At 59.5% G+C, this 24,149-nt stretch carries 24 protein-coding genes; 4 read left to right on the top strand and 20 right to left on the bottom strand.

The genetic code is table 11. The features are described from left to right. Positions 1–26: 26 nt before the first annotated feature. Both FHW75_RS00730 and zigA read right to left on the bottom strand, forming a co-directional pair. Positions 27–653 carry a DUF1826 domain-containing protein gene (locus FHW75_RS00730; RefSeq protein WP_019099168.1) on the bottom strand — a complete coding sequence of 209 codons (627 nt, stop codon included), beginning with the start codon at positions 651–653 and terminating at the stop codon, positions 27–29. Then, positions 650–1,858: a zinc metallochaperone GTPase ZigA gene (gene zigA / locus FHW75_RS00725; protein WP_019099169.1), complete on the bottom strand. Its 1,209-nt coding sequence runs from the start codon at positions 1,856–1,858 to the stop codon at positions 650–652. The genes FHW75_RS00730 and zigA overlap by 4 nt, the downstream gene beginning before the upstream one ends. A gap of 114 nt (positions 1,859–1,972) precedes the next feature. On the opposite strand from zigA, the gene FHW75_RS00720 reads away from it, so the two are divergent. Then, entirely contained in the window at positions 1,973–2,353 is a 381-nt protein-coding gene (locus FHW75_RS00720) for a hypothetical protein (protein ID WP_019099170.1), read from the top strand. Positions 2,354–2,378: 25 nt separating this feature from the next. Next, a complete protein-coding gene (gene folE2 / locus FHW75_RS00715) occupies positions 2,379–3,284 on the top strand; it encodes a GTP cyclohydrolase FolE2 (protein WP_161989583.1) in 906 nt (301 codons plus the stop codon). On the opposite strand, the gene FHW75_RS00710 is transcribed toward folE2, so the two are convergent. Beyond that, entirely contained in the window at positions 3,268–3,795 is a 528-nt protein-coding gene (locus FHW75_RS00710) for a DUF3617 domain-containing protein (protein WP_016712761.1), read from the bottom strand. The two genes, folE2 and FHW75_RS00710, sit on opposite strands and share 17 nt — an antisense overlap. Before the next feature lie 132 nt (positions 3,796–3,927). Here FHW75_RS00710 and cls point away from each other — a divergent pair, with 132 nt between their 5' ends. Continuing rightward, entirely contained in the window at positions 3,928–5,367 is a 1,440-nt protein-coding gene (cls, locus tag FHW75_RS00705; protein WP_025754227.1) for a cardiolipin synthase, read from the top strand. Positions 5,368–5,403: 36 nt separating this feature from the next. On the opposite strand, the gene cfaB is transcribed toward cls, so the two are convergent. Continuing rightward, positions 5,404–6,588 (bottom strand): C17 cyclopropane fatty acid synthase CfaB, encoded by a 1,185-nt coding sequence (gene cfaB, locus FHW75_RS00700; RefSeq protein ID WP_025754226.1) that lies wholly within the window; start codon positions 6,586–6,588, stop codon positions 5,404–5,406. Between the two features lie 207 nt (positions 6,589–6,795). Here cfaB and lpdA point away from each other — a divergent pair, with 207 nt between their 5' ends. Then, positions 6,796–8,196 (top strand): dihydrolipoyl dehydrogenase, encoded by a 1,401-nt coding sequence (gene lpdA / locus FHW75_RS00695; RefSeq protein WP_183673035.1) that lies wholly within the window; start codon positions 6,796–6,798, stop codon positions 8,194–8,196. Between the two features lie 54 nt (positions 8,197–8,250). Here the strand turns inward: lpdA and glmS are convergent, their stop codons facing one another. The 16 genes from glmS to mnmG form a co-directional block, all read right to left on the bottom strand. Continuing rightward, on the bottom strand, positions 8,251–10,086 hold the full coding sequence (gene glmS / locus FHW75_RS00690) for a glutamine--fructose-6-phosphate transaminase (isomerizing) (RefSeq protein ID WP_016712765.1): 1,836 nt from the start codon (positions 10,084–10,086) through the stop codon (positions 8,251–8,253). Positions 10,087–10,089: 3 nt separating this feature from the next. Further along, positions 10,090–10,866: a DeoR/GlpR family DNA-binding transcription regulator gene (locus FHW75_RS00685; RefSeq protein ID WP_016712766.1), complete on the bottom strand. Its 777-nt coding sequence runs from the start codon at positions 10,864–10,866 to the stop codon at positions 10,090–10,092. A gap of 191 nt (positions 10,867–11,057) precedes the next feature. After that, a complete protein-coding gene (gene glmU, locus FHW75_RS00680; RefSeq protein ID WP_183673033.1) occupies positions 11,058–12,425 on the bottom strand; it encodes a bifunctional UDP-N-acetylglucosamine diphosphorylase/glucosamine-1-phosphate N-acetyltransferase GlmU in 1,368 nt (455 codons plus the stop codon). Between the two features lie 121 nt (positions 12,426–12,546). Further along, the gene (locus tag FHW75_RS00675; protein ID WP_010955886.1) at positions 12,547–12,966 is read right to left on the bottom strand and encodes a F0F1 ATP synthase subunit epsilon; all 420 of its coding nucleotides are present in this window, start codon (positions 12,964–12,966) and stop codon (positions 12,547–12,549) included. Between the two features lie 43 nt (positions 12,967–13,009). Next, the gene (gene atpD / locus FHW75_RS00670) at positions 13,010–14,386 is read right to left on the bottom strand and encodes a F0F1 ATP synthase subunit beta (protein ID WP_016502294.1); all 1,377 of its coding nucleotides are present in this window, start codon (positions 14,384–14,386) and stop codon (positions 13,010–13,012) included. A 27-nt stretch (positions 14,387–14,413) separates the two neighbouring features. Further along, complete coding sequence (gene atpG / locus FHW75_RS00665; protein ID WP_003253195.1) at positions 14,414–15,274, bottom strand: F0F1 ATP synthase subunit gamma; 861 nt, start codon at positions 15,272–15,274, stop codon at positions 14,414–14,416. Between the two features lie 48 nt (positions 15,275–15,322). Beyond that, positions 15,323–16,867, bottom strand: coding sequence for a F0F1 ATP synthase subunit alpha (gene atpA, locus FHW75_RS00660; RefSeq protein WP_016712768.1), 1,545 nt, complete (start codon positions 16,865–16,867; stop codon positions 15,323–15,325). Between the two features lie 21 nt (positions 16,868–16,888). Beyond that, positions 16,889–17,425 (bottom strand): F0F1 ATP synthase subunit delta, encoded by a 537-nt coding sequence (locus FHW75_RS00655; RefSeq protein WP_003253191.1) that lies wholly within the window; start codon positions 17,423–17,425, stop codon positions 16,889–16,891. Between the two features lie 12 nt (positions 17,426–17,437). Then, the gene (locus FHW75_RS00650) at positions 17,438–17,908 is read right to left on the bottom strand and encodes a F0F1 ATP synthase subunit B (protein WP_003253189.1); all 471 of its coding nucleotides are present in this window, start codon (positions 17,906–17,908) and stop codon (positions 17,438–17,440) included. Between the two features lie 56 nt (positions 17,909–17,964). Beyond that, positions 17,965–18,222 carry a F0F1 ATP synthase subunit C gene (gene atpE / locus FHW75_RS00645; protein ID WP_003097235.1) on the bottom strand — a complete coding sequence of 86 codons (258 nt, stop codon included), beginning with the start codon at positions 18,220–18,222 and terminating at the stop codon, positions 17,965–17,967. Between the two features lie 142 nt (positions 18,223–18,364). Further along, complete coding sequence (gene atpB, locus FHW75_RS00640) at positions 18,365–19,234, bottom strand: F0F1 ATP synthase subunit A (RefSeq protein WP_003260030.1); 870 nt, start codon at positions 19,232–19,234, stop codon at positions 18,365–18,367. 16 nt (positions 19,235–19,250) lie between these two features. Beyond that, positions 19,251–19,658 (bottom strand): F0F1 ATP synthase subunit I, encoded by a 408-nt coding sequence (locus FHW75_RS00635; RefSeq protein ID WP_183673031.1) that lies wholly within the window; start codon positions 19,656–19,658, stop codon positions 19,251–19,253. A gap of 149 nt (positions 19,659–19,807) precedes the next feature. After that, the gene (locus tag FHW75_RS00630; RefSeq protein ID WP_016712770.1) at positions 19,808–20,680 is read right to left on the bottom strand and encodes a ParB/RepB/Spo0J family partition protein; all 873 of its coding nucleotides are present in this window, start codon (positions 20,678–20,680) and stop codon (positions 19,808–19,810) included. 9 nt (positions 20,681–20,689) lie between these two features. After that, positions 20,690–21,481 (bottom strand): ParA family protein, encoded by a 792-nt coding sequence (locus FHW75_RS00625; RefSeq protein WP_012274913.1) that lies wholly within the window; start codon positions 21,479–21,481, stop codon positions 20,690–20,692. An 18-nt stretch (positions 21,482–21,499) separates the two neighbouring features. Continuing rightward, positions 21,500–22,150, bottom strand: a complete 651-nt coding sequence (gene rsmG, locus FHW75_RS00620) for a 16S rRNA (guanine(527)-N(7))-methyltransferase RsmG (protein WP_105947118.1) — start codon at positions 22,148–22,150, stop codon at positions 21,500–21,502. Further along, on the bottom strand, positions 22,147–24,039 hold the full coding sequence (gene mnmG, locus FHW75_RS00615; protein ID WP_025754224.1) for a tRNA uridine-5-carboxymethylaminomethyl(34) synthesis enzyme MnmG: 1,893 nt from the start codon (positions 24,037–24,039) through the stop codon (positions 22,147–22,149). Before mnmG ends, rsmG begins: the two co-directional genes overlap by 4 nt. Positions 24,040–24,149 lie beyond the last annotated feature (110 nt).

Genomic DNA, 24,149 nt, shown 5'->3' with positions numbered 1-24,149 from the left:
CGGTGGCGATGCCTCACTATGCGCTGTCAGGCAAGCCAGTCAAGGCTGAGCAACAGACGCCCCTGCTGGCCCGAAGGCGAACGATGCACCAGCCCTGCGCCCTCGTTACCTTGCCACTTCTCACCTTTAAGTATGGCCACTTCGCCAGCGTGCAGATGCTGAATGTTACCCACAGGAACTTGGGCTGTGTGTAACTCCCCACGCGGGCTTTCCTGCTCTCGCAACCACTCGCTGCCTGGGCCGACGTAAGTGGTGAGCAACCGCAACGGCACGTTATCCACATGGAAACGCGGGCACATGGGGCCAGCCAGTACCCGCAGACGCAAGCCAACCCGTCGAGCGCCAACCAGGCAGGTGTAAGCCGCCACCAGCCAGGTCACATCAGCAACGAACGCCTCATAGCCGTGTAAATCTGCCGCTTCACGCATCAGATCGGGCAATACCGGTGTTTGCTGCTCATCCACATCGATTACCCGTTGATCAGCCAAGGGCTGACCAAGACTTATCAACAGGTCCGCAAAGTCTTCCAGCTGCGCCGGCAACCGTCGGCGCCAAACGGCCAGGTTCACACCATCCTGCAGTACTTCTGTCAGCACTTGCGGGGTTTCGCCGAACACCTGAAAGATATCCACAGGCCGGTGTGCCAAGTTCATGCTGCCACCTCTTCGTGCCATGGGCCGAACGGGTCGGGCAAACGCAACCAGCCCATGTGGCCCAAATCCATTTCCTGGTCCGTCAACAGGCAGGCATCAAGGGCTGTGGATAATTTTTCGAAGTCGATGTTTTGCCCGATGAACACCAACTCTTGGCGGCAATCACCGGTCTCAGCCGTCCAGTGTTTCAAGATCGCGCCAGTGTTATCCACATCCTGCGGCCATTGCTCGCGAGGCACGAAACGCCACCAGCGGCCAGCCAGACCGTGGCGCATCATTCCGCCCGCCTGCGACCAGCTACCGGCTTCCTGGTACTTGCTGGCCAGCCAGAAAAAACCTTTGGAACGCAAAAGCCGCCCATTGCTCCATTGCGTGTGGATAAAGTCGAAAAAGCGCTGTGGATGAAGCGGACGTCGGGCCTGCCAGGTCATGGCCGCGATTCCATACTCTTCGGTTTCCGGCACATGCTCACCACGCAGCTCCCGCAGCCAGCCCGGCGCTTGGGCTGCCTGGTCAAAGTCGAACAGGCCAGTGTCGAGGATACGCGCCAGCGGTACCTGGCCCATGACCATGGGCACGATCTGCGCCCGTGCATTGAGGCTGCGCAAGATGGCGATGAGTTCTTCACGCTCATGCTGGCTGATCAAGTCGATCTTGCTCAGCAACAGCACATCGGCGAACTCGACCTGTTCGATCAGCAGGTCACTGATCGACCGCTCGTCTTCTTCACCCAACGTTTCGCCACGGCTGGCCAGGCTGTCTGCTGCCTGGTAATCGCGCAAGAAGTTCAAGCCATCGACCACCGTAACCATGGTGTCCAGGCGCGCCATATCGGACAGGCTACGGCCCTGTTCGTCACGGAAGGTGAATGTCTCTGCCACCGGCAGTGGCTCCGAGATGCCAGTAGACTCGATCAGCAAATAATCGAAACGCCCTTCTTCGGCCAGCCGCGCCACCTCCTCAAGCAAGTCTTCACGCAATGTGCAGCAGATGCAGCCGTTGCTCATTTCGACCAGTTTCTCTTCAGCGCGGTTGAGGCTCACATTGCGCTGCACCTCGCTGGCATCAATGTTGATTTCACTCATGTCGTTGACGATAACCGCGACCCGCAGGTTCTCACGGTTACGCAATACATGGTTGAGCAAAGTGCTCTTGCCGGCGCCAAGAAAGCCGGACAGCACGGTGACGGGGAGACGATTGGGCATGGCGAACCTCTTCAGGCGGACGCATTCGAAACGATGCATTGCACAATGTTATAAAGTAACAATACAATTTCGCCAAGCCGTTCTCGACGGACGAGTGCTTACCGGGGATAAAACATGTATCTGTCACGCGCCATGGCGTTGCTGCTGCTCGCTGTGCCCAACGTGCTGTTGGCCATGCCACAAGCCAGTACGCTGGCGCTTTGTACGCGAAGCGCCACACTGCTCGCCTGCCAGGACAGCAAAGGTAGTTACTACAGCGTGCGCACCGACGGCAGTACGTTCTACCTGCGCGGCTACGACCACGCCACCCGGCGACTATGGGCACAAACCAACAGCCGCTACGGCACGTTGACCTTTTTCACCGGCCTGGCCAGCGATGGTGAGGCCTGGGTGGGCCACAGCCGCCGTGTTGGCTGGACCACTTTGAACCGCGTATCCAGCTCCAGCGGGCAGCGCTTCAACCTGCATTGCAGCTTGATTGGCGGTTGCCGTTGATGCCTCTTTTTATCTGGAAAGCCAAATGACCCAGCTCAAGCTCCCCGATATCGCCGCACAAACCCAGAAGCACACCTTGCCGTTGAGCTGGGTTGGCATGTGCGGAATTGCCCTGCCTGTGCAGTTCGAAGGGCGTACCGCAGCTGCCAAAGTCGATGCAGGGGTAAGCCTGGTGGATGGCAGTTCACGCGGCATCCATATGTCGCGGCTTTACCTTGCACTGGAGTCATTGGAACACCAGCCACTCACACCGCTGGCAATGAGGCAGCTCCTGGAAGATTTTCTGTCCAGCCATGACGGTCTGTCTTCCGCTGCCTACTTGCGACTCAGCTTCGAGCATCTGCTGAAAAGACCTGCGTTGGTCAGCCCCTTGGCAGGCTGGAAAAGCTATGCCGTAACCGTCGATGCGCGAATCGAAAATGAAATGTTCCACGTGGAACTATCGGTTTCCGTGCCTTACTCCTCGACCTGCCCTTGCTCGGCAGCACTTGCAAGGCAGCTGATTCAACAACAGTTTCAGGCGAGCTTCAGCGAGCAGCAGGTTGATAAATCTGCCGTTCTGCAATGGCTTGGCAGTGCCGAAGGAATTGTAGCTACACCTCATAGCCAGCGAAGCAAGGCTCAGATTCAGGTGCGCCTGCACAGCAGTCAGCAGGTGCTGCCAATTACCGAACTGATCGATCGTATAGAGGCGAGCTTGGGTACAGCGGTGCAGACAGCAGTGAAGCGCGCAGATGAACAAGCCTTCGCCTTGGCCAACGGGCAAAACTTGATGTTCTGTGAGGACGCCGCCCGACGCCTGCACAAGGCACTACGGCAAGTTGAATGGAGTACCGCTTTCAAGCTGCGTGTGGAACATGCAGAAAGCCTGCATGCCCACGACGCGGTTGCCACCAGCCAGTGGCAATGGAATATCAGCTGCGCGGTTTAACCGCGCCGCAGTCATTGCCTAACCACACCGCACGGGTGTTCATGCTGCCTTGCTGCTGCACCCCTGAAGCGTTGAACGTACCACTGACCTGGGTGGTGAATTCACGATCACTGAGGAAAGTAGCCTGGCCACTGCCCTGAGCCTTCGGGCAGCTGAACTGGAACTTCCACACATTACCGGTTCGGTCGGTGATCTTCTGAGTGCAGCCGGATTTCGGGTCTTGCAGCGGGATGTCATTGGTTGCCACCTGCTCTGGCGTCAGGCACGAACGCACGCCATTTCCTCCAACGGTCACCCCCTGTTTGGCCAACACCCCTTCCATCATGGCACGCTGCTCGGGCGGCAGGTTTTTCAGCTGGCCGAGCATGAACGCCATGTCAGGTAACGGCTTGCCATCGACCTGCATGTTGCTGGTGGTCAGCTCCCACAAACCCGGCTGCAGCATCTGGGCATGCACCAGCGGGCTGCTCATACCTAGGGCCAACGCCAACAGTGGCAGACGAATCTTCATGGATGAACGCTCCTGAGAAAAGCCGGCCAAACGGGCCGGGCTGAGCCTTAGACGCCAAATCCACCTGCGGGTTGCAAGGCGGGCCGGGAACGTGTTCTGTTACCCCAAGTGTACTCGGCAAGCAGGATGCATATGGATTACCACAGCCCCTACTTTTTTGGTTACCTACTCGGCCTTATCCACCTGTTGGGTGTCGTCGCCGCGCTCCACGCACTGTTCACTGTACGCACCGCCCAAGGCGCGATTGCCTGGGCCATGCCCCTGTTCTTCATCCCTTACCTCACCTTGATCCCCTACCTGATCTTCGGCGCCCGCTCGTTCTATGCCTACATCAAGGCCCGGCGCCAGGCGAACCAGGAAATGCACGTGGCCATGGCCAACCTAAACTGGCGGCCTTGGGTGGAAGAAGCTCTCACCGCCCGCGAGTCGGAAAGCTACGCAGCCTTGCGCGCCATGCCCAAGCTGGGGCGCATGCCTTGCCTTGCGAACAACCAAGTAAAGCTATTGGTCAATGGCAAAGCCACATTCGATGCCATCTTCGCGGCTATCGAAAAGGCACGCGATGTGGTGCTGGTGCAGTTCTTCATCATTCATGACGACACCCTCGGCAAGGCACTGCAGCAACTGCTGTTGCGCAAGGCCGCCGAGGGGGTACAGGTGTTCGTACTGTATGACCGCGTCGGCAGCCATGCCTTGCCGGCCAGCTACAGCCAGCAACTGCGCAACGGTGGTGTGCAGATCCATGCCTTCGCCACCCGCCGCGGCTGGTTCAACCGCTTCCAGGTGAACTTCCGTAACCATCGCAAGATTGTGGTGGTGGATGGCCTGCTCGGCTTTATCGGCGGCCACAACGTGGGGGACGAATACCTCGGAGAGCATCCTCAGCTGTCGCCCTGGCGCGACACCCATGTGCAGATCAGCGGGCCGGTGCTGGCCTGCCTGCAGGAGTCGTTCGCCGAGGATTGGTATTGGGCCACGCGCCAGCTACCGCCGCTGATTCTGCCGGATGCCTACCCGGATAACGGCGTGCTGTGCCAGGCGTTGGCCAGCGGCCCCGCCGACCCGCAGGAAACCTGCTCGTTGTTCTTCCTCGAGGCGATCCATTCCGCTACCCGGCGGGTATGGATCACCAGCCCTTACTTCATCCCGGACGAAGCGGTCTTTGCTGCACTGCGCCTGGCGGTACTACGGGGTGTCGATGTGCGGGTACTGATCCCGTCACGGCCAGACCACCGCATCGTCTATGCCGCCTCCAGCCTGTTCGCCTTCGAAGCCGTGCGCGCGGGTGTGCGCATGTTCCGCTACCAGCCCGGCTTCCTGCATCAGAAGGTGGTGCTGGTAGATGATGAGGTAAGCGCAATCGGCAGTGCCAACCTGGACAACCGTTCGTTCCGGCTGAACTTCGAGATCACCCTGCTAACGGTCGACCGCAACTTCGCCGACCAGGTCGAACACATGCTGATCAAAGACTTTGAACAGGCGCGGGAGATTACTGCGGAGGACAGCCGCGATACACATCGGCTACAGCAATTGGGGATGCGGATTGCGCGACTGATTTCACCCATTCTGTGAGAAAGGCCGCCTCCCTTGCAGAGGCGGCCATGGGGTTCAGCGATACATGTCCTCCCGCGTCCATGGCAAATCGTGGTGGCCATCCGCATAAGGCTTCACTGCCAAAATCTGGTGCAGGTTGATCCAGCCTTTCTCAAACGCATAGGCACAGCCAGCAAGGTAGAGGCGCCAGATACGCAGGGTTTTTTCCGGCACCAGCGCCGCGGCTTTGTGCAACTGGTTCTCCAGGTTTTCGCTCCAGTGGTGCAAGGTCTTGGCGTAGTGCAGACGCAGGCTTTCCACGTCTACCACCTCCAGCCCCGCTTCACAGATACTGGCGCTGATCATCGACAAATGAGGGAGCTCACCGTGGGGGAATACATAACGGTCGATGAACTCACCTGCACCCCGCCCTACCGGACGGCCATCGACGTGTTTGGCGGTGATACCGTGGTTCATCACCAGCCCGCCTTCCCTGACAGCACCGAACAGTTTCTGGCAATACAGCGCCAGGTTGGCATGCCCGACATGCTCGAACATGCCCACGCTGACCACTTTGTCGAAGCGACCATCTTGAGGCAAATCGCGGTAATCGAGAATCTGCAGGTCCACTTTGTCGGCCAAGCCCTCGGCTTTGACACGCTGCCGGCCGAGCTTGAGCTGCTCCTTGCTCAGGGTAATACCGAACACCTTGGCGTCATATTCGCGTGCTGCAAAACGCGCAAGCCCACCCCAACCACACCCAACGTCTAGCAGGTAGTCACCGGCATTCAGCCGCAGCTTGCGGCACAGGTGATCGAATTTATCCTGCTGCGCCTGGTCGAGCGTGTTGTCCGGTTCACGGAAGTAGGCACAGGAATAGGCCATATCCTGATCCAGCCACAACTGGTAGAAGGCGTTGGATACGTCATAGTGGTAAGAGATGGCTTCGGCGTCAGTGCGCTTGTCATGAGATCGGCGTTCCGGCGGCTGTTCATCTTCGTCCGTGAACAGCGCTTCGCTCAGCTCATCGCACACACGAATGGCTTCACCGATATCGCCTTCCAGTTCCAGCTTGCCTTCAACGAATGCTGTGCCCAGCTGTTCCATGCTTGGGTGGGTCAACTGGCCAATAAGCTGAGGCTCCTTGACCAGGATCGTGACCTGCGGGCTCGGCCCCAGATCGAACTGGTTTCCGTCCCACAGTTTCAGCCGCAGCGGCAGATGCAAACTCTGCAGTGCCGGTGGAAGTTGAGCAAGCATGAACGACCCTCCTGTCCGTATATGGCCACGACGCCTGATATTTCGAACGTCGCCGGATCAGAGTAGTTCATTCGTGGAAGGTTTCCCCTATACGAGACCATGGTCTAGAACCAACTGATCTTATCCACATAGAGGATTGTATACAATTCTAGCATCTCAGCTTAACCTTGTGCCCCTCTCGCGCTTCTTCATCCTGGAGTTGAACCCATGAAATCCTATGACGTGGTGATCATCGGCGGTGGCCCTGGTGGCTACAACGCCGCCATCCGCGCCGGCCAGCTGGGCCTGACCGTTGCCTGTGTGGAAGGCCGCTCGACCTTGGGCGGCACCTGCCTGAACGTGGGCTGCATGCCGTCCAAGGCGTTGCTGCACGCTTCCGAACTGTACGAGGCTGCCAGTGGCGACGAGTTCGCCCACCTGGGTATCGAAGTAAAACCCACCCTCAACCTCGCCCAGATGATGAAACAGAAGGACGAGAGCGTAACCGGGCTGACCAAAGGCATTGAGTATCTGTTCCGCAAAAACAAAGTGGACTGGATCAAGGGCTGGGGCCGCCTGGATGGCGTTGGCAAGGTTGTGGTCAAGGCCGAAGACGGCAGCGAAACTGCGCTGCAGGCCAAGGACATTGTCATTGCCACCGGCTCCGAACCCACCCCGCTGCCGGGCGTGACCATCGACAACCAGCGCATCATCGATTCGACCGGTGGGCTGTCCCTGCCCCAAGTGCCCAAGCACCTGGTCGTCATCGGTGCCGGTGTGATCGGCCTTGAGCTGGGTTCGGTCTGGCGCCGCCTGGGAAGCCAGGTCACGGTCATCGAATACCTCGACCGTATTTGCCCGGGCACCGACACGGAAACCGCCAAGACCCTGCAAAAGGCACTGGCCAAGCAGGGCATGGTGTTCAAGTTGGGTAGCAAAGTGACCCAGGCCACCGCCAGTGCCGACGGCGTGAGCCTGGTGCTGGAACCTGCCGCCGGTGGCACGGCAGAATCACTGCAGGCCGACTATGTGCTGGTGGCTATCGGCCGCCGCCCTTATACCAAAGGGCTGAACCTGGAAAGCGTAGGCCTGGAAACCGACAAGCGCGGCATGCTCGCCAACGAACACCACCGCACATCCGTGCCGGGTGTCTGGGTGATTGGCGACGTCACCTCCGGCCCGATGCTGGCACATAAAGCCGAAGACGAAGCGGTGGCCTGTATCGAGCGCATCGCCGGCAAGCCACACGAGGTCAACTACAACCTCATCCCGGGCGTGATCTACACCCGCCCGGAGCTGGCCACCGTGGGCAAGACCGAAGAGCAGCTCAAGGCTGAAGGCCGTGCCTACAAGGTCGGCAAGTTCCCCTTCACCGCCAACAGCCGCGCCAAGATCAACCACGAAACCGAAGGCTTCGCCAAGGTTATCGCCGATGCCGAAACCGATGAGGTGCTGGGTGTGCACCTGGTAGGCCCAAGTGTCAGCGAAATGATCGGCGAATTCTGCGTGGCCATGGAGTTCTCGGCCTCGGCGGAAGATATCGCCCTCACCTGCCACCCGCACCCGACCCGCTCCGAGGCATTGCGCCAGGCGGCGATGAATGTGGACGGTATGGCAATGCAGATCTGACAGGAACAAAAAGCCCTCCGTGTGGAGGGCTCTTGAACAGCGACTGTCCGCTACTTACTCAACCGTAACCGACTTGGCCAGGTTACGCGGCTGGTCAACGTCGGTACCCTTGAGCACAGCGACATAGTAGGACAGCAGCTGCAGCGGAATGGTGTACAGGATTGGCGCCAAGGCATCGGCAATGTGCGGCACCTTGATCACATGGGTGCCTTCACCATTGGTCATGCCAGCCTGCTCGTCGGCGAACACGACCAGCTCGCCGCCACGGGCACGCACTTCCTGCAGGTTGGACTTCAACTTCTCCAGCAGCTCGTTGTTCGGCGCAACGGTAACCACCGGCATGTCGTTGTCCACCAGCGCCAGCGGGCCGTGCTTCAGCTCGCCTGCCGGGTAGGCTTCAGCGTGGATGTACGAGATTTCCTTGAGCTTGAGCGCACCTTCCATCGCCACCGGGTATTGCGCACCACGGCCAAGGAACAGGGTGTGGTGTTTATCGGCGAACAGCTCGGCGATCTTCTCGACAGTGGCGTCCATCGCCAGTGCTTCGCCCAGGCGGGTCGGCAGGCGACGCAGTTCTTCAACCAGCTCGGCTTCGACACCGGCTTCCAGGGTACCGCGCACCTGGCCCAGGGCCAAGGTCAGCAGCATCAGCGACACCAGCTGGGTGGTGAAGGCTTTGGTCGAGGCCACACCGATTTCCGGGCCGGCCAAGGTCAACAGGGTCAGGTCCGACTCGCGTACCAGCGAGCTGATGCCCACGTTGCAGATCGCCAGGCTGCCGAGGAAGCCCAGCTCTTTGGCGTTGCGCAGCGCGGCCAGGGTATCGGCGGTTTCGCCGGACTGCGAGATCGAAACGAACAGGGTATCCGGTTGCACCACCACCTTGCGGTAACGGAACTCGCTGGCCACTTCCACCTGGCACGGGATGCCGGCCAGGCTTTCCAGCCAGTAACGGGCGACCATGCCTGCGTGGTAGCTGGTGCCGCAGGCAACGATCTGCACATTGCGCACCTTGGCGAACAGTTCGGCAGCCTTCGGGCCGAAGGCCTGGACCATCACGTTGTCCTTGCCCAGGCGGCCTTCCAGGGTGCGCTGAACGACGCTTGGCTGCTCGTGGATTTCCTTGAGCATGAAGTGGCGATAGTTGCCCTTGTCAGCAGCCTCGGCACCTTCATGGTACTGCACGGTTTCGCGCTGGACCTTGTGGCCGTTCTCGTCCCAGATGGTGACCTGATCACGGCGAATTTCAGCGATGTCGCCTTCTTCCAGGTACATGAAGCGGTCAGTGACCTGGCGCAGGGCCAACTGGTCGGACGCCAGGAAGTTTTCGCCAAGGCCCAGGCCAATGACCAGAGGGCTGCCGCTGCGTGCAGCTACCAGTCGGTCGGGTTGCTTGGCGCTGACCAGTGCCAGGCCATAAGCGCCATGCAGGCGCTTGACGGCGGCTTTCAGCGCATCGGCCAGGTCTGGAGTGCTCTTCAGGGTGTTGTGGATAAGGTGGACGATCACTTCGGTGTCGGTCTGCGAGGTGAAGGTGTAGCCCAGGCCTTTCAGCTCTTCACGCAGCTCTTCGTGGTTCTCGATGATACCGTTGTGCACCACCGCCACTTCATTGCCCGAGAAGTGCGGGTGGGCGTTGCCTTCGGTCGGCGCACCGTGGGTAGCCCAACGGGTATGGGCGATACCCAGCTGGCCAGCCAGTGGGTCAGCCGCTACAGCGGCTTGCAGCTCACTGACCTTGCCGATACGGCGACGGCGCTGCAATTCACCGCCTTGGGTAAGAACAGCCAGGCCTGCGCTGTCGTACCCGCGGTACTCCAGACGCTTGAGGCCTTCGATCAGGATGGCTGTGATATTGCGCTCGGCGATGGCACCAACGATTCCACACATGTTTTATTGCTCCTGGCTGATCGCGGCGCAGATCAGGTTGATGCCGCGGGCTTGAATTTGTTCACGTGCCGCTGCGGGCAGTCGTTCGTCTGTAATAAGGGTGTGCACGCTGCTCCAGGGCAGCTCGAGGTTAGGGATCTTGCGCCCCACCTTGTCCGACTCGACCATCACGATCACTTCGCGGGCAACTTCAGCCATGACCCGGCTAAGCCCCAGCAGTTCGTTGAAGGTGGTGGTACCCCGGCCGAGGTCGATGCCATCGGCACCGATGAACAGCTGGTCGAAATCGTAAGAGCGCAAAACCTGCTCGGCCACCTGGCCCTGGAACGACTCGGAATGCGGGTCCCAGGTACCGCCGGTCATCAGCAGCACCGGCTCGTGTTCAAGGTCGCTGATGGCACGGGCCACATTCAGCGAATTGGTCATCACCACCAGGCCTGGCTGACGCCCCAGCTCGGGGATCATGGCTGCCGTGGTGCTGCCGCTGTCGATGATGATGCGCGCATGTTCGCGGATTCGACCAACCGCGGCACGGGCGATGGCCTTCTTGTAGGAAGACACAGGCTGGGCCGGCTCACCGAGCAGTTCTTGCGGCACGGGTACCGCACCACCGTAGCGGCGTAGCAGCAGGCCGTTGGTTTCGAGAGCGGCGAGATCTTTGCGAATGGTTACTTCCGAAGTCTCGAAACGTTTAGCCAAAGCGTCCACGCTCACCTCGCCCTGCTCACTGAGCAACGCCAGGATGTTGTGCCGCCGCTGTGGGGTATTTCGTTTCGACATGAGTGCTTAAGTTTCGTTTCGAAAGATAATGATTGCAATCAAAACCTAAGATGAACGATTCGTCAAGCTGTCGCTGCCCTGTGGATAGTTTTAACCCGATTCGCTGCAGCCCTACAGGCACCGCAAAAAACCAATAAAAAAGCCGACTTACTCACATAAGTCGGCTTTCGATCCAAACAGCTGTGAACAAATCAGCTCTTCTTGATTTTTTCCGGGCGCTTCCAGCCCGATATGTTGCGCTGGCGCGCACGGGCCACCGCCAGGTCACCGGCTTCGACAGCCTGAGTGATGGTCGAACCGGCTGCAGTGGTCGCGCCGGCCTGAATTTCCACAGGCGCTACCAGCGAGTTGTTCGAACCGATGAACACGTCCTCACCCATCACGGTCTTGAACTTGTTCGCGCCATCGTAGTTGCAGGTGATAGTACCGGCGCCAATATTGGTGCGCGCACCGATTTCGGCATCGCCCAGGTAGGTCAGGTGACCGGCCTTGGCGCCTTCGCCCAAGTGGGCGTTTTTCAGTTCCACGAAGTTACCCACATGGGCTTTGGCATCCAGCACGCTGCCTGGGCGCAGGCGGGCGAACGGGCCAGCGTCGCTACCCTCGCCCATCACGGCGCCTTCAAGGTGGCTGTTAGCCTTGACCACCGCGCCTTTGCGCAGGGTGGTGTTCTTGATCACGCAGTTAGGGCCGATCTGCACATCGTCCTCGATGACCACCTTGCCTTCGAGAATCACGTTGATGTCGATCAGCACGTCACGACCAACGGTCACTTCACCCCGTACATCGAAGCGTGCCGGGTCGCGCAGGGTTACACCCTGGGCCATCAGGCGGCGGCCTTCACGCAGCTGGTAGTGACGCTCCAGCTCGGACAGCTGGCGGCGGTCATTGGCGCCCTGCACTTCCATCGGGTCGTGCGGCTGTTCGGTAGCCACTACCAGGCCATCGGCCACTGCCATGGCGATGACGTCGGTCAGGTAATACTCGCCCTGGGCGTTGTTGTTAGACAGACGGCCCATCCAGTCAGCCAGGCGCGCAGCTGGCAACGCCAAGATACCGGTGTTGCCTTCCTTGATCGCTTTCTGCACGTCGTTGGCGTCCTTGTGCTCAACGATGGCAGTTACCTTGCCCTGCTCGTCACGGACGATACGGCCATAACCTGTCGGGTCGTCCAGGGTAACAGTGAGCAGGCCCAGCTGCTGGTCGTTGGCCTTGTCCAACAGGCGCTGCAGGGTCTCCACTTCGATCAATGCCACGTCACCGTACAACACCAGCACGGTGTCGGCAGTCAGCGCCGGCAGAGCCTGGGCAACAGCATGGCCGGTACCCAGTTGCTTATCCTGCATGACGAAGTTCAGGTCGTCAGCGGCAAGGCGCTCGCGAACCAGCTCGGCACCATGGCCAATCACAACATGAATACCTTGCGGCTGCAGTTGGCGCGCACTGTGGATAACATGGCCGAGCATGGAGTTGCCGGCTACCGGGTGCAGCACCTTGGGCAGCGCCGAGCGCATGCGGGTGCCTTGGCCGGCGGCGAGAATAACGATATCGAGTGACATTACTGGCTACCAATCCTGGGCGGTCAGTGGAATGACCGGGGGGAGAAATCAGAAAAAGAAAAAGGGTAGCCGAGGCTACCCTTTTACTCAATCGCAACAGAAGTTATCAGCCAAAGGCCGATTACTTGCCTTTGCGCATTTGCTGGACGGTGCGCAGCTGGGCTGCGGCCTCGGCCAGACGTGCGGCGGCGGCACCGTAGTCGAAGTCCGCGCCTTTCAGATTCAGGGCGTTCTCAGCAGCCTTGAGGGCTTCCTGAGCCTGAGCTTCATCCAGGTCTGCAGCACGTTGCACGGTATCGGCAAGCACCTTGACCATGTTTGGCTGAACCTCGAGGAAGCCACCAGAGATGTAGAACACCTCATGGGCGCCACCCTGCTTGGTCAGCGTGATCGGACCAGGCTTGAGATTGGTGATCAGCGGCGCGTGGCCTGGAGCGATACCGAGATCACCCAGGTTACCGTGCGCAACTACCATCTCGACCAGGCCGGAGAAAATCTCTCCTTCCGCGCTGACGATATCGCAATGGACTGTCATAGCCATCTGCTTGCCTCAACCTGATAGCGCCCCTTGCGGGGCGCAGGAATTACAGTTTCTTGGCTTTCTCGATCGCTTCGTCGATGCTGCCGACCATGTAGAACGCTTGTTCTGGCAGGTGGTCGTAGTCACCTTTGAGGATGCCGCTGAAGCCAGCGATGGTGTCTTTCAGGGAAACGTACTTGCCTGGCGAACCGGTGAAGACTTCGGCCACGAAGAACGGCTGCGACAGGAAGCGCTGGATCTTACGAGCGCGGGCTACCAGTTGCTTGTCGGTCTCGGACAGTTCGTCCATACCCAGGATCGCGATGATGTCCTTCAGCTCTTTGTAGCGCTGCAGAACATACTGAACGCCACGAGCGGTGTCGTAGTGCTCGTTGCCGATCACGTTCGGGTCCAGCTGGCGCGAAGTCGAGTCCAGTGGGTCGACCGCTGGGTAGATACCCAGGGAGGCGATGTCACGGGACAGAACGACGGTGGCGTCCAAGTGGGCGAAGGTGGTCGCTGGCGACGGGTCGGTCAAGTCGTCCGCAGGTACGTAAACGGCCTGAACGGAGGTGATCGAACCTTCCTTGGTGGAGGTGATGCGCTCTTGCAGAACGCCCATCTCTTCAGCCAGGGTCGGCTGGTAACCTACTGCCGAAGGCATACGGCCCAGCAGTGCGGATACTTCGGTACCGGCCAGGGTGTAACGATAGATGTTGTCGACGAACAGCAGAACGTCGTTACCTTCGTCACGGAACTTCTCAGCCATGGTCAGGCCAGTCAGCGCTACGCGCAGACGGTTTCCTGGTGGCTCGTTCATCTGACCGTAGACCAGCGCTACCTTGTCGAGAACGTTGGAGTCCTTCATCTCGTGGTAGAAGTCGTTACCCTCACGAGTACGCTCACCCACACCAGCGAACACGGAGTAACCGCTGTGTTCCATGGCGATGTTACGGATCAGTTCCATCATGTTTACGGTCTTGCCAACACCGGCACCACCGAACAGACCAACCTTACCACCCTTGGCGAACGGGCAAACCAGGTCGATAACCTTGATGCCGGTCTCCAGCAGGTCGTTGCCGCCTGCCTGGTCAGCGAACGAAGGCGCTGGCTGGTGGATACCGCGACGCTCTTCTTCGCCGATCGGGCCGGCTTCGTCGATCGGGTTGCCCAGTACGTCCATGATACGGCCCAGGGTGGCCTTACCAACAGGAACGGAAATGGCAGCGCCGGAGTCAACGACTTCCAGACCGCGCTTCAGGCCTTCGGTCGAGCCCATCGCAATGGTACGAACCACGCCGTCGCCCAGCTGCTGCTGAACTTCCAGGGTGGTTTCCGCGCCTTGTACTTTCAGCGCGTTGTAAACACTCGGCACGACGTCACGTGGGAATTCCACGTCGATGACGGCGCCGATGATTTGAACGATACGTCCGCTACTCATAGCTGGATCCTCTGAATATGTGAACCGTTAAACCGCGGCAGCGCCGCCGACGATTTCCGAGATCTCCTGGGTGATCGCAGCCTGACGCGCCTTGTTGTAGATCAACTGAAGCTCTTTGATCAAATCACCGGCGTTGTCTGTGGCGTTCTTCATGGCGATCATCCGGGCCGCTTGTTCAGCAGCGTTGTTCTCGACCACCGCCTGGTACACCTGCGACTCCACGTAACGCACCATCAAGCCGTCCAGCAGCTCTTTTGCGTCGGGTTCGTACAGGTAATCCCAGTGATGCTTGAGATCCTGATCCGGGGTTGCCACCAACGGTACCAATTGCTCGACCGTTGGCTTCTGGGTCATGGTATTGATGAACTTGTTCGAAACCACCGAGAGGCGATCGATACGGCCGTCCAGGTAGGCGTCCAGCATCACTTTGACGGAGCCGATCAGATCGTTGATCGATGGCTCTTCGCCCAAGTGGCTGATCGCGGCTACGACGTTGCCGCCAAAGATGCGGAAGAAAGTCGCACCCTTGCTGCCGATCACGCACAGGTCGATTTCCACGCCCTGTTCGCGGTTTGCGCTCATGTCCTTGACCAGGGCCTTGAACAGGTTGGTGTTCAAGCCACCGCACAGACCACGGTCACTGCTCACCACGATATAACCGGCGCGCTTTACAGGGCGCTCGATCATGAACGGGTGGCGGTATTCGGGGTTGGCGTTGGCCAGATGACCGATCACCTGGCGGATACGCTCCGCGTAAGGACGGCTAGCAGCCATGCGCATTTGTGCCTTGCGCATTTTGCTGACCGCCACTTTCTCCATGGCGCTGGTAATTTTTTGCGTGCTTTTGATGCTCGCAATCTTACTGCGAATCTCTTTTGCGCCTGCCATGTATCACCTATCAGGTTAGCAAGCGGGGGCCACGGCCCCCGCTGCGGCTTACCAGGTCTGGGTGGCCTTGAACTTCTCGATACCGGCTTTCAGGCCTGCGTCGATTTCGTCGTTGAAGTCACCCTTCACGTTGATCTTCGCCATCAGTTCGGCGTGATCACGGTTGAAGAAGGCGATCAGTGCTTGCTCGAAGCTGCCGATCTTGGAGACTTCTACGTCAGTCAGGAAGCCACGCTCAGCGGCGTACAGCGACAGGGCCATGTCTGCGATGGACATTGGCGCGTACTGCTTCTGCTTCATCAGCTCGGTAACGCGCTGACCATGCTCCAGCTGCTTGCGGGTCGCTTCGTCCAGATCGGACGCGAACTGGGCGAATGCAGCCAGTTCACGGTACTGAGCCAGCGCGGTACGAATACCACCGGACAGCTTCTTGATGATCTTGGTCTGAGCGGCACCACCTACGCGGGATACCGAAACACCGGCGTTCACTGCAGGGCGGATGCCCGAGTTGAACATGGCCGATTCCAGGAAGATCTGACCGTCGGTGATGGAAATCACGTTGGTCGGAACGAACGCGGAAACGTCGCCAGCCTGGGTTTCGATGATCGGCAGAGCGGTCAGGGAACCGGTTTTGCCAGTGACTGCGCCGTTGGTGAACTTCTCGACGTACTCTTCCGAAACGCGCGAAGCACGCTCCAGCAGACGGGAGTGGAGATAGAACACGTCGCCTGGGTACGCTTCACGTCCTGGTGGACGGCGCAGCAGCAGGGAGATCTGACGGTAAGCAACGGCCTGCTTGGACAGGTCATCGTAAACGATCAGGGCGTCTTCACCGCGGTCACGGAAGAACTCGCCCATGGTGCAGCCGGCGTATGGCGCCAGGAACTGCAGTGCGGCGGATTCCGAAGCACTGGCAACGACCACGATGGTGTTGGCCAGGGCGCCGGCTTCTTCCAGCTTGCGAACGATGTTGGCAACGGTGGAACGCTTCTGGCCGACAGCAACATAAACACAGAAAATACCGGAGTCTTTCTGGTTGATGATGGCGTCGATGGCCATGGCGGTCTTGCCGATCTGACGGTCACCGATGATCAGCTCGCGCTGGCCACGGCCGACAGGGATCATGGCGTCGACGGACTTGTAGCCAGTCTGTACAGGCTGGTCTACCGACTTACGCCAGATGACGCCTGGAGCCACTTTCTCGACTGCGTCGGTCTGGGTGTTGCCCAGAGGACCTTTGCCGTCGATCGGGTTGCCCAGTGCGTCAACGACGCGACCCAGCAGTTCCTTACCAACAGGAACTTCCAGGATGCGGCCGGTGCACTTGGCGCTCATGCCTTCGGCGAGGGTGTCGTATGCACCCAGGATCACTGCACCTACGGAGTCTTGCTCCAGGTTCAGGGCCATGCCGAATACGCTGCCAGGGAACTCGATCATTTCGCCGTACATGACGTCGGCCAGACCGTGGATCCGCACGATACCGTCGGATACCGAAACAACGGTACCTTCGTTACGGGCTTGGGAGCTCACATCGAGGTTGTCGATGCGGCCCTTGATGATTTCACTAATTTCGGAAGGATTGAGTTGCTGCATTGCTCTGCTGCCCCTTCAAACTCAAGATTTCAATGCTTCGGCCAGTTTCGCGATTTTGCCGCGAACAGAGCCATCGATTACCAGGTCACCAGCGCGGATGACGACGCCGCCAATCAGGCTGGCATCCTCCGACGCGTGCAGGCGCACTTCCTGGCCTAACCGTGCACTGAGAACCTTGGCGAGTTTGTCTTGCTGTTCTTGGTTCAACGCGAAGGCACTGGTGACTTCCACGTCCACGGATTTCTCTTGCTCGGCCTTGTACAGGTCGAACAGGGCGGCAATCTCCGGCAGAAGCAGGAGACGGTCGTTTTCCGCGGCAACATGAATGAAATTCTGTGCCTGTGCATTGAACTTGTCACCGCACACGTCAATGAACGTGGCGGCCTTTTCTGCGCTCGTCAGTCGCGGGGCCTTGAGCAGGCGCTGCATGGTGTCGTCTTGCGACACCGCAGCAGCCAGGCCGAGCATGGCTGACCAATTGGCCAGTTGCTGATGGGCCTGGGCATGCTCAAAGGCAGCCTTAGCGTAAGGTCGGGCCAACGTGGTCAGTTCTGCCATGATCGCCCTCGCTTAAATTTCAGCGGCCAGTTTGTTAACCAGCTCCGCATGCGCGTTTTGATCGATTGTGGCGCCAAGGATCTTTTCGGCACCGCCAACGGCCAGGGCACCCACTTGGGCACGCAGGGCGTCTTTAGCGCTGTTCAGTTCCTGTTCGATCTCGGCCAGAGCCTGAGCCTTCACACGGTCAGCTTCGACGCGGGCCTGTTCACGGGCTTCCTCGACAAGCTGAGCAGCGCGTTTCTTGCTTTGCTCAATGATTTCGGCTGCCTGTGCTTTAGCTTCACGCAGTTGCTGACCCGCTTTTTCTTGGGCCAGCTCCAGGTCGCGAGCTGCGCGGTTGGCAGCGTCCAAGCCGTCGGCAATCTTCTTTTGGCGCTCTTGCAGAGCAGTGATGACCGGAGGCCATACATACTTCATGCAGAAGAGTACAAAAATCAGAAAAGCAACGGATTGGCCAATCAGGGTTGCATTAATGTTCACGCCAACACCTCGCTCGGTCTTAATTCATACAGCCATCAACTCGTGGTGACGAGTGATTAGCCGGCGATCTGACCAACGAACGGATTCGCGAAGGTGAAGAACAGAGCGATACCAACACCGATCATGGTTACGGCGTCGAGCAGACCGGCAACGATGAACATTTTGACCTGCAGCATCGGAACCATTTCTGGTTGACGAGCAGCGCCTTCCAGGAATTTGCCGCCCAGCAGGCCGAAACCAATGGCGGTACCCAGAGCACCCAGGCCGATCAGCAGAGCAACAGCGATAGCGGTCAGACCAACTACAGTTTCCATCTTTCCTCCCGACTTTTACGTCGTATTGGTTAGGTTTTTAGTTTGAAGCGGTAAAACAAATCGTGAGTACAGCTGCCCTTGCGGACTTTTTAAGCCCTCCCCCCGAACAGGCGAGGAAGGCTATCAGACACGCCAGGCGGTCTTAATGGTTATCTTCGTGCGCCATCGACAGGTAGACGATGGTCAGCATCATGAAGATGAAAGCTTGCAGGGTGATGATCAGGATGTGGAACACAGCCCACGCCCATTGCAGCACCACACCCAGGCCGCTCAGCCACAGCAGGCCGGAGCCGAACATGACTGCGATCAGGATGAACACCAGTTCGCCGGCATACATGTTGCCGAACAGACGCAGTGCCAGCGAGATCGGCTTGGCGATCAGGGTGACGAATTCCAGCAGGAAGTTGACCGGAATCAGCAGGATCTGAACGAAGATGTTCTTGCTGCCGAACGGGTGCAGGGTCAGCTCACCGATGAAGCCGCCCAGGCCCTTGACCTTGATGCTGTAGAAGATGATCAGGGCGAACACACAGAAGGCCATGGCCAGGGTCGCGTTCGGGTCGGTGGTCGACACGGCGCGGAACGGAATGTGCGGGTCACCGGAAATCAGGATGGCCAGCTGAGGAATCCAGTCGACCGGTACCAGGTCGACGGCGTTCATCAGGAATACCCAGACGAAAATGGTCAGCGCCAGCGGAGCGATTACCGGGCTACGGCCGTGGAAGGAGTCCTTCACGCTGCCGTTGACGAAGTCGACCATCACTTCAACGAAGTTCTGCAGACCGCCAGGTTGGCCGGAAGTCGCCTTCTTGGCCGCCATGCGGAAGATGAACAGGAAGATCAGACCCAGCGCGACGGACCAACCCAGGGTGTCCAGGTGGAACGCCCAGAAGCCCATTGCCTTGGCTTCTGCAGCCGAATGGGCGAAGCCCCAGCTGCCGTCTGGTAGTTGACCGTAGGTCAGGTTCTGCAAGTGGTGCTGGATATAGCCCGAAGCGGTTTCTGCTGCCATGGTTGCCTCAAACGCCCTAAGGTCTCGAAAGTCTTTTATTCATCAGCAGGGGCGCGAACCAGCTGACCAAAAGGGTCAGCACGAAGACGCCGAATACTGCTAACGGCGCCAATGGCTTCACTCCTGCAAAGGTCAGTGCAAAAAGCACTGCCGTCAAAATCATCTTGCCTGCCTCGCCAGCGTAAAACGACTTGATGATGGCTTGTGCCGCCCGAGCTCCGCTGAAGCGAAAAGCCTTCCAGGCGAAGTACACATTGGGCAGCCAGGCAATCAAACCTCCGCAAAGGCCTGAATATCCACTGACCACCCCTTTCCACTGCCACAACACCAAGGTTGCCAGCAGTAGTACGACGAATTGAGCCAGCAGTACCGGAAAAACCGCCCAGCGATGGAAAGGCAGGCGGTTTGGCGTGCGGATTTCCATCACAACTGCTCCTCGGAAGTCGACCAACAAGTCAGTTATGACTTGGCATAATTTGTGCCGACAAAATGCGCGCAGAGTATAGGGGTGGATTAACCCCTATTCAACTCTTCGGTAGTGATTTCCGACTGCGCGCTACAACAGGAATTGTTTCAGCGGATGTGAGCAAGCACGCCCTGCAACTCGTCAAGGGAGTTGTAACGAATAACCAACTGGCCTTTGCCCTTGTTGCCATGACGGATCTGGACAGCCGAGCCCAGGCGCTCTGCGAGCCGCTGTTCAAGGCGTGCGATATCCGGATCAGGTTTGCTCGGCTCGACCGGATCAGGCTTGTCACTGAGCCACTGACGCACCAGTGCCTCAGTTTGGCGCACGGTGAGGCCACGTGCGACAACATGACGCGCCCCCTCCTCCTGACGGTTTTCTTCCAGACCGAGCAATGCACGGGCGTGGCCCATCTCCAGGTCACCGTGGGCGAGCATGGTCTTGATCGCCTCAGGCAGCGTAATCAGACGCAGCAGGTTGGCCACGGTCACCCGCGACTTGCCTACGGCGTCGGCCACCTGCTGCTGAGTGAGCTCGAATTCCTGCTGCAGGCGCTGCAGGGCCAGGGCCTCTTCCAGCGGGTTGAGGTCTTCGCGCTGGATGTTCTCGATCAGCGCCATGGCAATGGCCGCTTCATCGGCCACTTCCCGGACCATGGCCGGGATCGTGTCCAGGCCGGCCTGCTGCGTGGCGCGCCAGCGGCGCTCACCGGCGATGATCTCGTAGCGGTTGTCGCCAATCGGGCGCACCACGATCGGCTGCATCACGCCATGGTTGCGGATCGAGTGCGCAAGCTCTTCCAGCGTCTCCGGGTCCATGTCCCGGCGCGGCTGGTACTTGCCACGCTGGATCAGCTCGACCGGCAGGTGTTGCAGTTCTTTCTGGTCGATCTTCACAGCCTGCTCTTCGAGCGCGCTGACGGAAGGACCACTGAGCAGTGCATCCAACCCACGTCCGAGACCCCGTTTCTTGACGGCCATACGGATTCCTTAAGTTGTTTGTGCAGTGCGTGATTGACGGCGTTGACGGCGTACCAGTTCCCCGGCCAGGGCCAGATAAGCCAGCGCGCCTCGCGATTGCTTGTCGTAAGCCAGTGCCGGCATGCCGAAGCTCGGGGCCTCGGCCAGGCGAATGTTGCGCGGAATGACCGTGTCGTACAGCTGCGGGCCAAAGTGCTCCTTCAGCTGCGCCGAAACATCGTTGTTCAGGCTCAGGCGCGGATCGTACATGGTCCGCAACAGGCCCTCGATCTTCAGCTCCGGGTTCAACCGGGCAGCGATGCGCTTGATGTTATCCACAAGGTCGCTGAGACCTTCCAGTGCGTAGTACTCGCACTGCATGGGGATGATCACGCCATCGGAAGCGACCAAGGCGTTCAGCGTCAGCATCGACAGCGACGGTGGGCAGTCGATGAGGATGTAGTCGTAGTTCTCGCGGATGGGCGCCAGCGCGTTGCGCAGACGGCTTTCCTTGACCTGCATTTCCAGCAGCACCACCTCGGCGGCGGTCAGGTCGCGGTTGGCCGGCAGCAACTGGAAACCGCCGTGCTCGGAGTAATGCATGGCCTGGGCCAAATCGCATTCTCCGATCAGCAGGTCGTAGACCGAGTGCTCGAGCTCGTGCTTGTCCACACCGCTGCCCATGGTGGCGTTGCCCTGCGGATCGAGGTCGATCAGCAGCACACGACGCTTGGTCGCCGCCAGCGAGGCGGCGAGATTGATACAGGTGGTTGTCTTGCCCACACCACCTTTCTGGTTCGCGATTGCGAATACCTTAGCCATTGTTGCGTGTGTTCCCAGTCATGCCTTGCGGCGCAGTATCAGCAGATGGCGCTGGCCCTGGCAACCCGGAACGGTCAGGGCCTGTTCGCTTTCCACTGTGAAGTCTGCGGGCAATGCTACCAGTTCATCGGCAGGATGCAGCCCCTTCATTGCAAGCCATTGCGTCCCGGTGTCGCCCAGGTGGCGGGTCCAGTTGGTGAAGTTCTCCATGCTGCTGAAGGCACGGGAGATGATGCCGTCGAACGGCTGCGCTGGCTGGAAGGCCTCGACCCGGCTGTGGATAACCGTGAGGTTGTCCAGCTTGAGCTCCATTTTCACCTGGGTCAGGAAGCGGGTCTTCTTGCCATTGGCGTCAAGCACCGTCACGCGCTTGTCCGGATGCAGGATAGCCAAGGGAATACCAGGCATGCCTCCGCCGCTGCCCACATCCAGCCAGTTGACACGCTCGCTGTGGATAAACGGCATGACGCTGAGGCTATCCAGCAGGTGCCGCGACACCATCTCGTCGGGGTCGCGCACTGCGGTTAGGTTGTAGGCTTTGTTCCATTTGATCAACAGGGCCAGGTAGCCGAGCAGCTTTTCGTGATGCTCGGTGCTCAGCTCGACGCCAAGCTGGCGGGCACCTGTGGACAACTCTTCTGCGTGTTGCGGGGTGACCAGGGAACTCAAGCGCTTTGCTCCAATTCGCGGCCAGCGCCGCGTTTTTTCAAGTGAATCAGCAACAGGGAAATCGCCGCCGGGGTCACGCCCGGGATGCGCGAAGCCTGGCCCAACGTTTCCGGACGGGTCTGGCCAAGCTTGCCCTGGATTTCCTTGGAGAGGCCGGAAATGGTCGAGTAGTCGATATCCACAGGCAGGCGGGTATCTTCGCTGGCACGCAGGCGGGCGATTTCGTCTTGCTGGCGATCGATGTAACCGGCGTATTTGGTACGAATCTCGACCTGCTCGGCAACTTGTGGGTCGATCGCATCACCGCCGGTCGCCTCGATCAGGCCGGCGTAGTCGATTTCCGGGCGCGCCAGCAGGTTGAGCAGGCTGTACTCGTGGCTAAGCGGGGTGCCGAACTTATCCACAATGGCTTGGCCCTGCTCGGTGTTCGGGCGCACCCAGGTCGACTTCAGGCGCTGCTCTTCGCGCTCGATACCCTCGCGCTTGGCGCAGAAGGCGGCCCAGCGTTGGTCATCGATCAGGCCCAGTTCGCGGCCTTTCTCGGTCAAACGCAGGTCGGCGTTGTCTTCGCGCAGGATCAGGCGGTATTCGGCACGCGAGGTGAACATGCGGTACGGCTCTTGAGTACCCAGGGTAATCAGGTCGTCGACCAGCACGCCGATGTATGCCTCGTCGCGGCGTGGGCACCAGCTGTCGCGGCCCTGCGCACGCAGCGCGGCGTTGGTACCGGCCAGCAGGCCCTGGGCACCGGCTTCTTCGTAACCGGTGGTGCCGTTGATCTGCCCGGCGAAGAACAGGCCACCGATGACTTTGGTTTCGAGGCTGTACTTGAGGTCGCGCGGGTCGAAGTAGTCGTATTCGATGGCATAGCCCGGGCGCACGATGTGGGCGTTTTCCATGCCACGGATCGAACGCACCAGTTCCAGCTGCACGTCGAACGGCAGCGAAGTGGAAATACCGTTGGGGTACAGCTCATGGGTGGTCAGGCCTTCCGGCTCGATGAACACCTGGTGGCTTTCCTTGTCGGCGAATCGGTGGATCTTGTCTTCGATCGACGGGCAGTAGCGCGGACCGACACCTTCGATCACGCCCGAGTACATCGGCGAACGGTCGAGGTTCGAGGCGATGATCTCGTGGGTGCGCGCATTGGTGTGGGTAATCCAGCAGCTCACCTGACGTGGGTGCATTTCGGCATTGCCCATGAACGACATCACCGGGATCGGCGTATCGCCTGGCTGCTCGGTCATCACCGAGAAGTCCACCGAGCGGCCATCGATGCGTGGCGGCGTACCGGTTTTCAGGCGGCCGACGCGCAGCGGCAGCTCACGCATGCGGTGGGCCAGGGCGATCGAAGGCGGATCACCGGCGCGGCCGCCGGAATGGTTTTGCAAACCAATGTGGATAAGGCCGCCGAGGAAGGTACCGGTGGTCAGTACCACCGATTCGGCGAAGAAACGCAGGCCCATCTGGGTCACCACGCCTTTGACCTGGTCCTGCTCGACGATCAGGTCGTCGCAGGACTGCTGGAATATCCACAGGTTCGGCTGGTTTTCCAGGATTTCACGCACCACTGCCTTGTAGATGGCGCGGTCGGCCTGTGCTCGGGTGGCGCGTACGGCCGGGCCCTTGCGGTTGTTCAGAACGCGGAACTGGATGCCGCTCTTGTCGGTGGCCAGCGCCATGGCGCCACCGAGGGCATCGATCTCTTTGACCAGATGGCTTTTGCCAATACCGCCGATGGCGGGGTTGCAGCTCATGTGACCGAGGGTTTCCACGTTATGGGTCAACAGCAGGGTTTTCACACCCATGCGTGCAGACGCAAGCGCAGCCTCGGTACCGGCATGGCCGCCGCCGATGACGATCACTTCAAAACGGGAAGGGAAATCCACCACGCACCTCGTGCCTGTTTTTGCGAATAGAGAAGGTAAGCGGACAAGTATAGGGACTTCACCCCCTTTAAAGAAACCGTCTGAGCAAATTTTGACCAGTCTGTGGATGA

Source organism: Pseudomonas sp. OG7 (assembly GCF_014192825.1).
Lineage (GTDB): Bacteria > Pseudomonadota > Gammaproteobacteria > Pseudomonadales > Pseudomonadaceae > Aquipseudomonas > Aquipseudomonas monteilii.
This window is presented reverse-complemented; position numbering and strand designations above follow the sequence as displayed.